The organism is Leptospira weilii serovar Ranarum str. ICFT, from assembly GCF_000332415.1.
GTDB classification, from domain to species: domain Bacteria; phylum Spirochaetota; class Leptospiria; order Leptospirales; family Leptospiraceae; genus Leptospira; species Leptospira weilii_A.
In genome coordinates this window covers 22,525-37,514 of record NZ_AOHC02000056.1, presented here as the reverse complement: position 1 = coordinate 37,514, position 14,990 = coordinate 22,525, and the positions used below count along the sequence as shown (strand labels likewise).

General features: G+C 41.3%; 12 protein-coding genes and 1 pseudogene. 3 read left to right on the top strand and 10 right to left on the bottom strand.

Going from position 1 to position 14,990, the window contains the following annotated elements:
• From LEP1GSC060_RS18375 to LEP1GSC060_RS18335, 8 genes and pseudogenes are all read right to left on the bottom strand, one after another.
• Window positions 1–293: pseudogene (locus LEP1GSC060_RS18375) on the bottom strand (IS110 family transposase); the annotation flags it as partial.
• A gap of 400 nt (window positions 294–693) precedes the next feature.
• Window positions 694–1,131 (bottom strand): PIN domain-containing protein, encoded by a 438-nt coding sequence (locus LEP1GSC060_RS18365; protein ID WP_003010733.1) that lies wholly within the window; start codon window positions 1,129–1,131, stop codon window positions 694–696.
• A 6-nt stretch (window positions 1,132–1,137) separates the two neighbouring features.
• Entirely contained in the window at window positions 1,138–1,437 is a 300-nt protein-coding gene (locus LEP1GSC060_RS18360; protein WP_036097144.1) for a type II toxin-antitoxin system Phd/YefM family antitoxin, read from the bottom strand.
• A 362-nt stretch (window positions 1,438–1,799) separates the two neighbouring features.
• Window positions 1,800–3,782: an HD domain-containing phosphohydrolase gene (locus tag LEP1GSC060_RS18355; protein WP_003010709.1), complete on the bottom strand. Its 1,983-nt coding sequence runs from the start codon at window positions 3,780–3,782 to the stop codon at window positions 1,800–1,802.
• A 163-nt stretch (window positions 3,783–3,945) separates the two neighbouring features.
• Entirely contained in the window at window positions 3,946–5,340 is a 1,395-nt protein-coding gene (gene flgE / locus LEP1GSC060_RS18350; RefSeq protein ID WP_003010702.1) for a flagellar hook protein FlgE, read from the bottom strand.
• Between the two features lie 27 nt (window positions 5,341–5,367).
• Entirely contained in the window at window positions 5,368–6,201 is an 834-nt protein-coding gene (locus LEP1GSC060_RS18345) for a flagellar hook capping FlgD N-terminal domain-containing protein (protein WP_003010735.1), read from the bottom strand.
• 15 nt (window positions 6,202–6,216) lie between these two features.
• Entirely contained in the window at window positions 6,217–7,791 is a 1,575-nt protein-coding gene (locus LEP1GSC060_RS18340; RefSeq protein WP_036097143.1) for a flagellar hook-length control protein FliK, read from the bottom strand.
• A 989-nt stretch (window positions 7,792–8,780) separates the two neighbouring features.
• Complete coding sequence (locus LEP1GSC060_RS18335; RefSeq protein ID WP_036097153.1) at window positions 8,781–9,491, bottom strand: hypothetical protein; 711 nt, start codon at window positions 9,489–9,491, stop codon at window positions 8,781–8,783.
• A gap of 475 nt (window positions 9,492–9,966) precedes the next feature.
• Between LEP1GSC060_RS18335 and LEP1GSC060_RS18330 the strand changes: the two genes are divergently transcribed.
• On the top strand, window positions 9,967–10,329 hold the full coding sequence (locus LEP1GSC060_RS18330) for a hypothetical protein (RefSeq protein WP_003010746.1): 363 nt from the start codon (window positions 9,967–9,969) through the stop codon (window positions 10,327–10,329).
• 123 nt (window positions 10,330–10,452) lie between these two features.
• Here the strand turns inward: LEP1GSC060_RS18330 and LEP1GSC060_RS18325 are convergent, their stop codons facing one another.
• Together LEP1GSC060_RS18325 and LEP1GSC060_RS18320 are read right to left on the bottom strand one after the other, a co-directional pair.
• A complete protein-coding gene (locus LEP1GSC060_RS18325) occupies window positions 10,453–10,761 on the bottom strand; it encodes an LIC_10907 family protein (RefSeq protein WP_036097141.1) in 309 nt (102 codons plus the stop codon).
• 242 nt (window positions 10,762–11,003) lie between these two features.
• The gene (locus LEP1GSC060_RS18320; RefSeq protein WP_036097138.1) at window positions 11,004–11,909 is read right to left on the bottom strand and encodes an LIC10906 family membrane protein; all 906 of its coding nucleotides are present in this window, start codon (window positions 11,907–11,909) and stop codon (window positions 11,004–11,006) included.
• A gap of 564 nt (window positions 11,910–12,473) precedes the next feature.
• Between LEP1GSC060_RS18320 and LEP1GSC060_RS18310 the strand changes: the two genes are divergently transcribed.
• Both LEP1GSC060_RS18310 and LEP1GSC060_RS18305 read left to right on the top strand, forming a co-directional pair.
• Window positions 12,474–12,878 (top strand): helix-turn-helix domain-containing protein, encoded by a 405-nt coding sequence (locus LEP1GSC060_RS18310; protein ID WP_003010673.1) that lies wholly within the window; start codon window positions 12,474–12,476, stop codon window positions 12,876–12,878.
• Window positions 12,879–13,359: 481 nt separating this feature from the next.
• The gene (locus LEP1GSC060_RS18305; protein ID WP_003010727.1) at window positions 13,360–14,988 is read left to right on the top strand and encodes a TolC family protein; all 1,629 of its coding nucleotides are present in this window, start codon (window positions 13,360–13,362) and stop codon (window positions 14,986–14,988) included.
• Window positions 14,989–14,990: the final 2 nt, after the last annotated feature.

Here is a 14,990-nt window from a genome sequence, read left to right as displayed (position 1 = left end):
ACACCTAGTATCAGTCTTTTTCAAAGATTGATAAATGTTGCTAAGTCTCCGGGATTCAAAACAATTACTTGAACTCCTTTGTTTAGTATTGATTTTGCAATTCTAAAAGATTGAGATCCTGCTTCCAGGCCTACGATATCGTTCGACGTTAACCATTTTAATAAATTGTTAATTCCGCTTTCCGTTGTGCTGAATTGTCGACGTTCGAGCGAGTTCTCCGAATTGATTCGAACTACCTCTAAACTTTTTTTACCATAATCAATTCCTACATACTTGACTTCTTGACTGTTCATTTCTTTTCTCCTAAAATGACAGAGGCGGAAGGTCTTAACAAAGCCGGGTGATATCACCAGCACTCCTATTCGCGGTCGACTTTGTTTAAGCCGCCACACTTTGGTTTGCGGTGGCCGATTTAGATTCATCTATGGGTCGGGGTCTAAACCCCAAGGGAGCGATCAATCTGCCACCGGCCTTCTTGACTCCGTCGAATCAAGAATATCACACTTCGAACTGCCTTACGTCCAAGAATCATACTAATCTAAGGGGCGCGTTGCAGCTCGCGAATTTCGTTTCGGATTTTATTGGGTTCGACCAAACGACAGACTCTAAAAACAAAGTTCAAAGCCGGGTTTACTTTTCTTTCCATAATCTCAAAATGGAAACATTTCCCGTAATTGAATTCGATATCGGGAATTAGACGGTGTATTGTTTTAAGCCCAGTTTTTCGGCAACCTTGATTACCCGATTGTCAAAACTATTAAATATAAAATTTGGTAATCGAAATATCTCTTTTAAGTATATCGCGGTGGCAACGTGAATTCCATCTAAAGAACGGCAATCGGAAATATCTTTTTTGATTGTTATAATCGACTCAATTCGTTCATCAACTCTGACTAAATTGCATTCAGAAAGAAGTTCCTTTAATTTTTTCTCTTGTTTGGAAATCCAATTACTTGGTAGCGATTTCCTTTGGTTTTTAAAGTAGCGTCTCAATACAATTAGCCCTTCAATAGAAGTCAATATAGAGCTCGTTTTTTCCGCCGGTTTATTCCAAATGAATGCCGCCTTATCATAAAAATTGTCTTCAAAAACTAAGGAAAGAATCACGCTTGTTTCTATATATTGAACCATGCCGAATTAATCGTTCTTTGATTCTTGATAAATTCGCCACCAATCAGGTAAACCTCTTTTCTTAGATTGATTCGTCGACTTATTGACGATGGAGGTTTTGCGTTTAGCCGGAACTAAGCTGCCTTCTTGTATTAATTTATCAAATGTTTCCTTTATTTTATCATCCGAGTAAGAATTTAAATCCGGTATCTTAAGTACTGCTACGACTTTATTGTGCTCGGTGATTAGTACATTTTCACCTTTCTTAACTAAATCAATATATTGACTTAAATGAGATTTGAGTTCGCGAATTCCAACAGAAATCATTTTTTATTTATAACCACTGTGGTCATTATTGTCAATAGAATATTTTAATCTATCCTTCTCATTCCCCGAGGTGGGTTTTGAGTCTTCATTAAAAACTTCTAAATCAATTCGTTATATTTCGTAGATTTGTTTAGTCGAGACAACGACGTTGTATGGTTCGATTTTCCTTTTTCACTGAGAACTTTTAAAATCGGCGCCGTCGCATTTTGAAAATCCGGATAATTCGTCTTAGTTTCGTTCTTTAGTAATTTTTAATGAATGACGTTTAACTTGCAATTCCACCCAGGTTTCAGATTTCTCTATGTTTCTCGAGAATTGACCGTCGGAAAAATTTTTGAAAAACAAAAAAGGAATCACGTTACTTAACGAAGCTGACTTGCGTTGAAAAGTCGTTCGTAGACCCTTCCTTCGATAAAAATTTTGAGAAGATCCCGATCCACGTGATTTTCCTTCGCTTCCATTTGCAGAATATCCAATGCCCTTTCCAAAGGAACGGCCCTTTTATAAGGTCGATCCTTGTCGGTAAGCGCGTCGAAGATATCGGAGATCGTCATAATTTTCGATTGAACCGGAATGGAATTTTCGTCGAGCCCTCTCGGGTAACCGGTGCCGTCCAACTTTTCGTGATGCGCGTGCGCGATGGAGGGAATCATTTTCAGATCCCCCGTCCAAGGAATCTTACTCAAAAACTGAAACGTATGTTCCACGTGGGATTCGATTTCCTTTCTTTCCGCAAAATCCAAGGATCCTTTTTTGATCGTTAAAAAACCGAATTCATACGGAGAGATCAAACGCAGCTTGTCCCCGCCCGTAGTAAAATAATTCACTTTCGCAATTTCTTCCAATATTTGAAAATTAGATTCTTCTAATATGGAAGGTTCGTTGGAATCGATCACGATCCGATACATCTGATCGAGTTTTTGGTATTCCACCTTAAGTTCGAATTCGAGGGAGGTTTCGTAATCGGAAAAACCGGCGCTTCCGTGTTTTTTTAAAAAGTCCGTCTTTTTCTGAAGAATTTTGGATTCGATGTCTTTTTTGACGTATTCGAATCTCCAACGTATCAGTTCGAGTTCGTAGTCTTCCAGTTTTTTGGATTTGACCAAAACTTTTTCCCGAACTCCCACCTTTCCGAAATCGTGAAGCAAGGACGCATAACGTATTTCTTTGATTTGCTCTTTCGAAAACTTAGCGTCCTTGTATTTACCGTCTTCGACGGAATCTACCGTTTCCGCCAAACCCACCGTAAGAAGAGCGACTCGAAACGAATGACCGCTCGTAGTGGGATCCCTGGATTCGATTGCGTTTACGGAGGCGGTCACAAAACCTTCAAAAAGGGTTTCAATCTCCTTTAGAAGATTATTATTCTGAATCGCAACCGCGGCCTGTCCCGCAACGCTCATCACGAGTTGAGCGGAATAATCGTCGAAGGCGAAAACGTCCTCTCCTTTCATCTGCTCGACGGTCAGTTTTTGATTGAAATTTCTTTTTTTGTTTATGAGTTGAATGACACCCACAACTTCGTCCCTATGATTTTTCATAGGAACTACCAACATGGATTTCGTATGATAATTGGAAAGGACGTCGAAGTTGCCGTTGAATTTATATTCGGCGTCTTTGGGCAAATCATAAACGTTAGGGATGTTTAAAATTTTTCCGGTGTCGGCTACGTAACCGGCAACGCTGGATTTGTTGATCGGAAGTAAAAATTCCTCCGTATCGATATGCATGGACGAAATTTTAAATCTAAGATTGCGAACGAATCCCAACTCGTCCTTTTCTACGAGGTATAAGGATCCCGAATCGGCGATTGCGATTTCCCGCGCGCTGAAAATAATTTCTCGGAGGAGTTTGTTGAAATCCTTTTCGTCCGCAAGGCTGATTCCGATCCGAGTCAGTTTCGAAATTTCATACTTGGTCGTGTTGATTTTATGCTGAAGATCGAACTGATCCGTGATCATTTGAAGCTGAGTGAACGCGTTGAGAAAGGTTTTGTTTAAGATCATATCCGAAGACGATTCCGGTAGGACCGAAAAAATCAGATCTTCTTCGATTTTTAGATCTTTTGAATGAACGTAATCCAAGTTTTCGTTCAAAATAAAACGACTTAGGATCAGAGGGTTTCTCTGAAATTGTTTATGAATTTTTCTTTGAGTTTCTTTGAGATTGGAAGCGGTCAAATAGAAGACGATGTTTAAAAATCCGACGGATTTACGGATGGATTCGGACTGAAAGAATTCTTTAAAATCTAAAAATCGCACATCTAAACGAAGAGCGATCGGATCTAACCTTTTAACTATGGAACCGAAGTCCGTGACTATGTATTTAGGAAACTTCTGACTCATCTACTAGGAATCAATGAAACCATATTAGAAAGATATAGGAAAGAGAATTTTTCTCCGAACTTTGTAAAAAAGTGGAATGAATCTATAACTTGAGATGTATGAAATTTAGATTCCTCTTCGACTCATATCAGTAGGTCGAAGAGGAAATCATTGAAAAAGAAGATTAACGTTTGAGTCCCAAGACTTCCTGGATCATCTGATCGGAAGTTGTAATGGTTCTTGAATTGGCTTGAAACCCTCTTTGAGTTACGATCATATCCGTGAACTGATCGGAAAGATCCACGTTAGACATCTCCAAAAGTCCCGCGTTGATTTTACCTCGCCCTTGTACGCCCGCCTCACCGATGTTAGGTTCTCCCGAGTTCATGGAATACGCGAACATGGTATCTCCCGCTTTGTCCAAACCCGCAGGGTTGTTAAAAACCGCGGTCGCGATTCTTGCAAGAGGTTGACGGACTCCGTTTGAAAATACTCCGGTAACGGTTCCGGAGTTATCGATCGAAAAAGATTCCAGATAACCCATCGTGTAACCGTCTTGTTTAACGGCTTTTGTGGTAAAGTCGGAGGAGAACTGAGTGATCCCGTCCACCATTCCCGCTTCACCGAGATTCAGATCGAAACTTTGAATCGCAGGATTGCCCGCGATTTTAAAAGACATCTTTGCGTTCAGCTTACCGCTGTTCATCGAGTCCACTCCGTCGGAGACGTAGACGAGTTTTCCATCGGGAGTAAAACCGAATTCCAACTCGGTGTTTCCCGGCAGTTGTGTGTTCTGTCCCCCGGTTCCGGAAACGTCCGCGGAAAGTTGAGTCGCGTCCGTCATACTCACGCGAGCTTTCCAAGTGTTATCTCGAACCTTATAAAATTCCATTTTGAATTCCCTCTGAATCCCTTGGTCGTCGAAGGTTTTAATCGTCGTTACGTGACCTCTTCTCATCTTAGGGTCCGGATCGTTGATCATCGCCGTGATCTCGTCCTGAGTCGCGTCAGGCGGAACCGCGGGCGCGGAGGAATTCAAGTTCGATTTGAAATCGATCTGAGAAGTCGCCCTCGCAGGTTCTTTAGAATATACAGGAATTATAATGTCTTCGATCGAGGCCGAAGAATTGATGAACTTATTTCCTTTATCGTCCAGTCTTGAATTCCAACCCTGAACCTTGAGACCGTTTGCGGGGTTTACGTAGTAACCGTTTTTATCGAGGTTAAATGCGCCGGCCCTCGTATAAAATTGTTTGTCTCCGTCTTTAACGATGAAAAAACCTTCTCCGGACATCGCAACGTCCGTATTTTTACCCGTGGTTTGAAGAGAACCTTGTGTCATGATCTTATCGATCGCGGCGATCAAAGAACCCAAACCGACTTGTTGAGGGTTGACACCTCCGATATTCTCTTTCGGTTCGGAAGCTCCTCTGAGCTCCTGAGAAATCATATCCTGAAACGTAACACGTTCCGTTTTAAAACCGTGTGTGTTCACGTTGGAGATGTTATTTCCAATGACATCCATTCGGACCTGGTGGTTCTTAAGTCCGGATACACCGGAATAGAGTGACCTCATCATAAAGCTGTTACCTCGATTATCCTTTGTTTATTCGTATGAATTGCTTTTGTTTTTTCCCGGAAATTTCCAGTCCGAAATTTTTTCTTCGGCCGTCGTTTTATCTTTTAACTCGGGAGCTTGTTCCGCGATTGCGGACTTTATTTCTTTTTTTTCGGCCTTTATCCGCGATACGTTAGGGGGAGCGATCGTTTCTTCCCGTAAAGGGGCGTTAGGCGTTGTTTGTACGTTCGGAGATACGTTAGGTGTCATCTCGGAAGAAGAAGCCGAAGTTATAGAAGACACGTTAGACGCTGCTTGAGGAGCCGGAACCGTCGTTGGAGCGGGGCCGGGCTGAGCCTGCGCTTGATGGAAAGCCGCTTCCTGTTCTTTGAGAACGGTCGGATCGCTCACGAGAGAGATTTGTTCCACGTCGATGGATCTTCCGTTGACGCGAACGAACGTTTTCCCTTCTCCGTCGAAAAAAAGAGCGCCCGCGATACCCGCGATACTTTCGCCGTTTACGAAGTCGGGACCGGAAACGAGTTTACCAACGAGAGAAAAACTCTGACGGTTACCCATCTTTTGAATCCCTGTGGAGATATTGTTCATCTGTTCGAGAGAAGAGAACTGCGCCATCTGCGCGATGAAGTCCTGGTCCTTAACCGGGTTGGTCGGATCTTGGGAAGAAAGCTGCGTTATGAGCAGCTTGAGAAAATCATCCTTACCGAGGGATTTAACCGTGGAACGAATTTCGATTCCTTTGAGACCGTTCTTTTCTTCCTTCTCCAGATTTTCCATGTGGTTCCGGATTTTGAAACTTCTGTCTCCTTCGAGATAACGATCTCTGGTCGCTTGTTGGCTAACGCCTGTTGTTTCCGGCATGATTTCCTCCGAGTCCTATACTTTCAGATCGAGCAGTTTCTCGGTTTTCCCATCGGTTTTTTCCGCAAAACCGTGAGACTCTGAAGAATTTTCTTCAAAAGAAAGTTCGTCTTCTTCATAAGAAGAATTTTTAAAATCATTGTTCCATTCCTCCGCGAACGCGGTTTGGAAAGAATGTGAATCTTTTCCGTTTTTATCGGAATCGCTGTTGAAAGCGAACGCCTCGTCTCTTTCCTTTACCTCGATTACGAGAGACTCAAGTTCGAGTCCGTTTGCTTTGAGATCCTGTTTTAAACTTGCGAGTTCGGCGACTAACAGCTGTTTAACGGAATCGGACTCCACGAGAAGTTTACCTCGAACGATATCCTTGTCCGTAGAAATGGAAAGAGACATCTGACCCAAGTCTTTCGGGTTCATCCGAATGCTCGCTTCCGTTTTTCCATTCTCAAGAATGGAAACTCGCGCCGAACGAATCAGGTTTTGAAAGTTTTGTTGAATGTCCTTTCTGGAAAGAACGTTAGTCTCCTTGGAAAGGGAAAAGTCTTTTCCAAGAGTTCCCGGTTCTTTTCCCGAAGATACAGGAGTTCCGATACCTTTTACGAGAGAGGCATAGGAATCCCCTCCGCCGGAACGAAACGATTGTTCCTGTCCCGATCTTCCGGACGAATTTTCGGAGAATTGACTTAAGATTGCGGTTTTAATCTCTTCTCTTCCGGAGGATTTTAGATTTAGATAAGAATCCGTTTTTTTATCCCGGCTGATCTTCCACTTTTCCGAATCGAGCGCCGGTTCTTTGGAAACGTCCGTTTTGGTTTCGTCCATACCTTTGAAAGAAGTGTTGGAAACTCCTTTGCCGTTCTCTTTGAATTCTTTAATGTCGGTTTCGTTGAAACGGACCATTTCGGATGCAGTTTTGGATTCGGATGATTTCGATTCTTGGTCTAAGTGTTCTTTTTTTGAGGATTGAGGTTTGATTTCCTTGGAATTTTCAAGAGTAACCAAAGATCCTTTTTCCGTTTCGAGGAAACTTTCGGATTCTTCCTCAAAGGAGACTTCGCTTAACAATTTAAAACTTTCTTCTTTTGAAAAGTGATTTTCGATCAGTTCACTTGTGGAAACCGGTTGTTTGAAGATTTCAACCGGATTTTCTTCCATCATTTCGGTTTGAAGTTCCTCTACGATCGCGGATTCGATTTCCGGATCGACGGTCTCGTTCGGTTTGGGGGCTTCCGCAACGAGAAACCAAGGTAGCGCGCTTACGTTAGTGGCTTCTTCGACGACTTCCAATTCTTCCCCTTCTATTTTCGGCTCTTCCGTATCCGTTCCGACTTCTTCCTTGGATCTTGTAGACTCGGTTTTTTTTTCATCGACTACTTCTTCATTCTCTTCTACTGTCTCGGAAGTTTCCGTTTTTGAGAATGTGTTTTGAATTCCGGTCAGAGTTGCATCCAATCCCTTCTGTGCGGAACCTTGTAAAGATTTCATCAGATCGAGAAAGGAATTTTTTCCGATGAGTCCTCCCAAACTGGGTATGGGATTCGGTTCGTTATGTTGTCGTGCTTTGAATGATAGATCACCGGAAATATTCATGCTGCGCTCCGTAGTATTTAAAATCGATCTTTCCCGAAATTCCTTGAAGGTTTTTTAAATTACGGAACTTTTTATGATCTATTTTTCTTTTGTAAGAGAAAATTGCGCTGCGAGACTTACTGGCGAATCGTAAACAACTCTTTATTTTAGAATTCCGTCGGAACAAATTCTCTCATTTTGTTTTTAATTTAGGTTATGTCGCGTTGAGATGAGTCCATCCCGGTATTGTCTCATAAATATTCTTTTGGTTTTGAAAACGCCGTTTGATGACATAATTGATTGCCGTGTCGGTTCCGAATCTCTTATCAGATCCCTAAAATGTGGGAACTCCAACGTTTTCAATAAAAGTTATTCCAAATCAGGAAGGAAATTTGCGGGAGTTCCCACATTTCAAGGGGTTAGGAACTATATGTCAGGGTTAAAGTTTTTCCGATTTTATCCATAACGGCACGGAGTTTACTCTTCGTTTAAAAACAGAGTAGTCCCACGTTTCCAGTGGCGAGACAGACTTTAGGGGTTAGCAGATTGACCTGGCCTAACGTGAGTGAGTACGAATACGATTATTATGTTGCAACCCAGGAAACTCAAGCGGACGCCTCTCTATGAATCGGCGTCCAGGGAGTCGAGTTTCATATTCACTCAAACTTTCTCTGCCAATTCACGTTAATGTAACATCCGATCCTTAAGATCCCTAAATAACGTGAATTCGGTATAACAAATGCGAAAGCGATTGTAGTGGAAATTCCGAAGGAATTGGAACATTATGTTGTGACCGCAGGCAGCAACACTTTAGTTCAAGCGAACAACTCAACGTCTCGCTTCTACGGTCGCTCGACGGGTCGCGAGCTATTTTAGCTATGAAATTCGCGAGCTGCGGAGCGACCCAGGAAACTCAGTGAACGCCTTCCTATGGGTCGGCGTTCAGGGAGCGAACGCATTGAGTTTCTTATTCGCCCAAGATTTCAACCGTCGAACTCACGTTAAATACATTAGCGAAAATGAATCTTCAAAGGTTTAAGTTCAGCCGACAAAACGGGAATCGGAGTCGCCAGACTTCCCAGGCGAACAAACACGTTTCGTTTTGTCGCGATTGGGAAACGATCGAGTTCTTGAAAATGAGACGTAAAGTGCGCTCCCTTGGCCCAAGGCCCGACAATGTCGGCGGTATAATCGTTGCGAACCAGAAGTCCGTCTTTGTCGAAAAGATAAGATTGTTTTTTACAATGTGTGTGGAGATGTTTCGGGAACTCCGCATCGATGCGAAACCTACCGTCGGCAAGTTCGACTTTTCGAACGGCATATTCTTTTAAAATAAAGGGAACGCTTGAATATTGAGTGATCGCATAACCGAAAAAATACGAAACATCCAGAGGGCTCCAACTTCTGTATTTTTTCAAGCCGTAAAAGCTGTCCCTGTAATTGAGAAATTCGAACGAAATCGGATCTTCGTCCATATTAAAAATTCCTACTTTACCATTTTTGAATACTATTTTTTTCCCGGGAACGGGATATTCCAAAAATTCGGCCGTAAAGTCCTTTGGAAAAATTCGCACGAGACCGTGTTTGTTAAAAGTTTTACCGAGTCCTTTCAGAAACGGAAGCGGGCCTCCCAAACTTTGAAAATAAAACTCTACGGAATCCAAACGATTCCAAAGTTCCCATCCACCGTATCGATCCACGATTTTTTCAAAATAATCCATGTAAAAAACCGAATTCTTTTTCATATCAAAAAATTATCCAAGAAATCAAATTCTTGCTCATGAGGCCCATTTTAGAAACTTTTTTTGCGGATTTTTTTAAAATATCGAATGCGCGCGTAATCCGAAAAAGACTTCCAACTCATAGAATACTACACCTCCTTCAATGGATTTTTCCCGGTTCTTAAAACGATTCGACATAAGGACCTGGCAATCAATGTAATTCTTGGTTTAAGTAAGAGAGACGGGACAAAAGGCGGATCTATCAACGGGATCGTGTTCTAAAAGCAGTAGCAGACAGAAGGCCCTTTGAGAAATAAGTCGGGAATATATGACAGGTTTCAACCGGGCCTGTAAATCGATGACGTGAAAGTCATATTCAATATTTATTAAATACAATATTGAAAAGTATTTTGACTTTACCTTTCCAACGGCTCTTCGATTTTGAAAGAATACAAGTATTACGGAAGGTAACTTTATGAATCAAAATGGAATTCGTTTTAGAAACGCTTTATCAATTGGAACCGTTTGTGCGGTTTTAGAAGGCCTGCTCGTTTTTTTCGGGGACCCTACGGTTTCCCGATGGGTTTTAATTCAATCGATGTTGTTTTGGTTTTCCTGCGGATGTATCGTGACTCTTGCGGAAACCGGATTGCCTAAGATGATCGGCTCGATCCTGCTCACGGAATTATTGAATTTGCCTTGGTATATAGCGTTAGTCGTCATTCCGAAACAATATTCCCATCTGGTTCCTTTGATCATAGCGAGTTTGATTTTCGGGGCTATCATAGGTTTTTTGAATAAAGTGCTAAAAACTCCCGTTCCTAAGTTTGTCGAATGAATATATTAGAACAAGAATATTCTAATTTTAGAATATTCTTTTCAAAAAACGGCCGGGAAAATATTCGAATCCATTCGAGATCGCCGGTTTAACTTTAAAACCGATCCCTAATATTATTAATTCCTAACCTCTAATTAAATTCGTATTTTCGTCTCGTATTTCTTTCAGACGCTTTTCAAGAGATTCCAATTCGCTTTCAAGATGTACTTTTTCCGAAAAGATACTTCTTAGTTCCCTTTTCATCCATTCATTTCGTCTTAATAGGATTTTCTTTTGTAGATACAATCTTTGAATCAGAATGTTGTATCGAAGCTCTTTCGGGGTTTTTCTTCTGAGGTTTTTATATTCCGTGGCGAGTCGAAGTAGGTTTCTGAATTTCGGCAACGAGCCTAAAAAAGCTTCCAATTCTGCTGGATCATACCACTTCGACATATCGCCCCCGTTATTGTGTGAGGAACGCCGCCGCCCTTTTCCGTCCGTATAAAACACAAAGTAGTGTGGGTTTTATACCGATTCAAATCGGTCGGCTGTTCGAAATAAATCCGAATTCGGGTAAAAAAATCGACTCGATTCGGATTCGAAAAATACTCACGTGCAACATTTACGTTCATTGGTGATTTATGTCAATGAATATTATCACAGTTTGAGTTTTTTCGAATCCTCCGACGTGCGAACTATTTAAAATACTTTCCGAATCTTTTTGAAAGGATTTTTGCTCTTTCGTCCACAGATATTTCACCGGTATTTTCGGCTAAATAGAAATCTTGGATGAGAATTTGTTTCGTGATTTCCTGTTTTTCCTTCGAACTTTTTTGAACGAATCTCATCGGATCCAATTTTCCCATGAGTTTCAAAAAGGGTTTGGATGCAAGTCGATTGATCATAGAAATTCTCTGGCCTTGGATTAGGCTGGCCTTAATTTCAAAAGCATCATAGTGCAAAATCGCAACCGCCCAGCAGAGTGAGCCTATGGAAAGTCCAAGAGACGACAGATAAGCTTTGTAAATCCCCAAAAACGGAAGAAAATAAATGAACATCAAAGTAACCGGCAATGCAAACAATGAACCAAAAAGTAAGAAAAAGAGTCTTACCTTATCGTTTCCTCTTTTAAGCCGCATTCTTTTCAGAATCGCCAGAAGAGACAACAGAACCCAAAAGATGGAAAAACCGATGATCAAATGGTAATTCAAACTGAAATCGAAAACGAAAGTATTCGGATCTCCCAATACCACCATTCTCTGGCTAAAAGAAGCCCAAGCGAAATAGGAAAATCCTACGATACCCAGGATCCGCGACCAAATCGGAATTTTCTGACCTACGTTCTCCATCTTTTTACAAAGAAGATACAGAATGAAAGTCGCGATGGACATCGGAAGGAACGTTATGTTCAATCCGAAGTTACGGTATTCAAGAGGAAGTGTACCTCGAAGACCTTGAATGCAGAGCCAGAGCGCCATACATAGATTCAAAAGCAGGAATAAACTTTGCAGTTTTTGTCTTGGTTTTAAACTAAAGACATAAATCCCGAAAAACAAATGGAGAAATCCCGTTAAGACTGGAATTAAATGGTTAAGGTTCATAAGCTATTCTTCACTAAAGTTTAATATTGGTCTTCACTTCTCGACTGTAGCTAAAATCGGATAAATTTCACGCGCGGGTAGGTGCACGTTAAGTGTATCCGGTCAAAACGAACCGGATCTTAAACTTGCGCACACGTTACCCTTCGAAAGAAAGACGGCGGTCTTTTCTTTTCGGCGTGTTCTTTCTTTTTCCGATAAAATTCCTACGGTATCGATTTCCTTTTCAATTCGATACGAAATCGGACAACCGGATTCGCGTCGGAAAATTTTTTGAGAAGGGAAATGCGCTCTGGAGAGAGGATCGAAAAAATAAAAGGCTTTACCGAGAATCTCTTTTTTGGCGGTAAAAACATATCTTTATCCACTGATCTCTTTTCTATGACCTAAAACAAGGCAAAAGAAGTTACTATATTTATTTTTTTGGAAATTATGACCCATGAGCAGCGACTGAACTGACATTTGAATTGATTTTTTGAAAGTTGTACTATTAATGGATTTTCCAAAGACATGTTGGTATTATTTTAATACCAGTGTCAACAAAAAAGTATTATTCTAGGACATGTTTTGAGCGAGCAAAAAAAAAGATTAAAAACCATACTCTTGAGTTTCAAAGGGAATCAAAAAGAGTTCGGAAACACGATCGGCAAGTCGAAACAGACGATCAGCGGTTGGATCAGCGGAAGATTTCCGATACCGGAAGACGCCGCCATCACGATAGAAATGGTACATGGATATCGAAGAGAATGGCTTCTTGAAGGTAAATTACCGGAAAAGGTGGCGCGTCAACAGCAGATATTGCGGACAAAAAAGAAAGAAATTGAATTTGAAGCGATCTTATTGAAAAAGATAACTTCGAAAGAGGGATTATCTAAAATGATCGAAATATTGGCAATTTTACCTAAAAAAGAATTTGAAATCGCACAAAAATTGATTTTTAGTCTGGCAAAAAAAGAAATCGAAAATAATTAAAATGATTTTCCTCAAAAAAAACCTCTCTTGATTTAAAATGTCGTTTAAGTCCGATCGATTCTTTTTGCAAGAATCTGAATCATTTCCTTCCAGCGTTGTCGCTTGACGATTCCAAGTAAATCTTCCCTCTTACTAAGATCCGATTTCTAAAATCGGAAAAGGCCTTCTCATTGATTGAATGTGCGAAAGATTTTGGACGTGTCTCGTATCGTTTTTAGAAAATACTAAAATCCAATAAATTTATACCACAATTGAATTTATATTGACTGAAATATTACACCGAAGTACTTGGGTTCAAATGTGCATTGTGATATCTCATTATTTTTCCGATCACAATATGTGGTTTCGGAATATCCGAGAGCCGCAAACAAATTTTAAGAAATATTTTCCATTTTTCTGGACATCCTTACATTCGGCACTCAGTTTCGAGTGCGTTTTTTTTCTTAAAAACCGACGGAAAACGGATTCGTGTAGCATCCAAATGCCGAAAAAGGGAATGTTCGGCGATTTTTCGATCTTATTTGCGCGTCTTATTGTTCTCCTCCTTTGCCTATCTTCTACAGGAATCGAAGCTTCCGAAAAAAAAACCTTAAGGATCAACTTGGAAACCGCGACTCAAATCGCTTTAACGAACTACTACCTCTTATTGTCCCTCAAAAACAAAAATGCCGCGATAAAGGAACTGATATCGGAAAGATGGAGGGATATGTTGCCTACTCTGGGCGTCAATATGACGAGACAGAGATACATCATTCAGGATTCGAGCGACTACATATACAACGCTATCTTACTGAACGTGGATCAGATCGTTTACGACGGCGGTAAAAAGAAGCTGGATCTCGATATCGCCCAATTGGAGGAAATATTATCCAGGGAGGATTTTAAGATTACGTCTTCGAAAGTGAGGCTGGAGGTTGAAAAGACTTTCATAAACACGTTAGTCGCTCTTGCCAAGGTCGCACTCAATAAGAAGTCGGTGGAACGGGCCAAAGAACAGTTAAGGCTCGCGAAATTGGAGGCGAAACTCGGTTTTACGACGCAGATTCAGGTTTTAAGCATCGCCTCGCGTCTTCAGGAAATCGAATTCTCCTTAGTGAAATCCGTAAACGAATATCTGAAGGCGAAGAACGATTTGAAGCTGGCCATGAGTTTGGACCATCTATCGGATCTTGTAATAGAAGGGGACTTACTGACGGACTTTTATATTTCCTATCCCGATTTCAAAAAAGATACGCTGATAGCAAACGCGCAAAACCAAAGATCGGAAATCGTCAGAATCAAAATTAACAATAAAAAATTAGCGAAGGAACGCGAGCTGGCCGAAAACGCATGGATTCCTCAGATTTCGGTCGGTGGTTCCTATGGAAGAACCGGCGTTACGTATCCTCTACAAAACGATACGTGGAACGTGAACGTAAAGGTCGTATTTCCTTTGGGCGGCTCCACAAATACGACGACTGAAAATCTCGGTATGCGTTATAACAACCAAGCGAGCAGCGGTTTTGCCGGTACGGTCAATCCTAATTTTAACGCCGCCACATCCAATAATCTACAGGTTCTCGATAACATGAGTTATTCGAGAAAGGTTATGGAAAGTAAGATTAAGATGGGTGATTCCATCGCCGAAAAAAAACGTTTGGAACAATCCATCGCGATCGAAGTCGAGAAGGCGAGCGACGTTGTCAAAGAATCCTACGATTTAATTACGATCGGAAGCGGAATGGTTTATTTTCGTTACGAGAGCATGCGTTTGATGAGTACCAAAATCCAAGTCGGGGAAGCGAAAAGGTCGGACATACTTTTCGCCGAAACCGAACTTGTGGGCGCTCAGGAAAAACTCGTGGATGCGATCGGAAAATACTGCACCTCCGTTTACGAATTGGAATGGGTATCGGGTTTACAACCCGATTCGTTGAAGTTGTTCAATTATAAGCCGAATCACGGAAATACGATTCTTCCGTTGATCTTACAAAACAGACCTATTCCCAAATCGAAAGTGAGCGAAAATTTCAAAGTTAAGGACATCGAAGAATATTTCAACTCCTCGGATACCGATCTCGAACCGGACGGGAGTTTATTGGACGCATACGACCCCCTCAAAAAGAAGTAAAC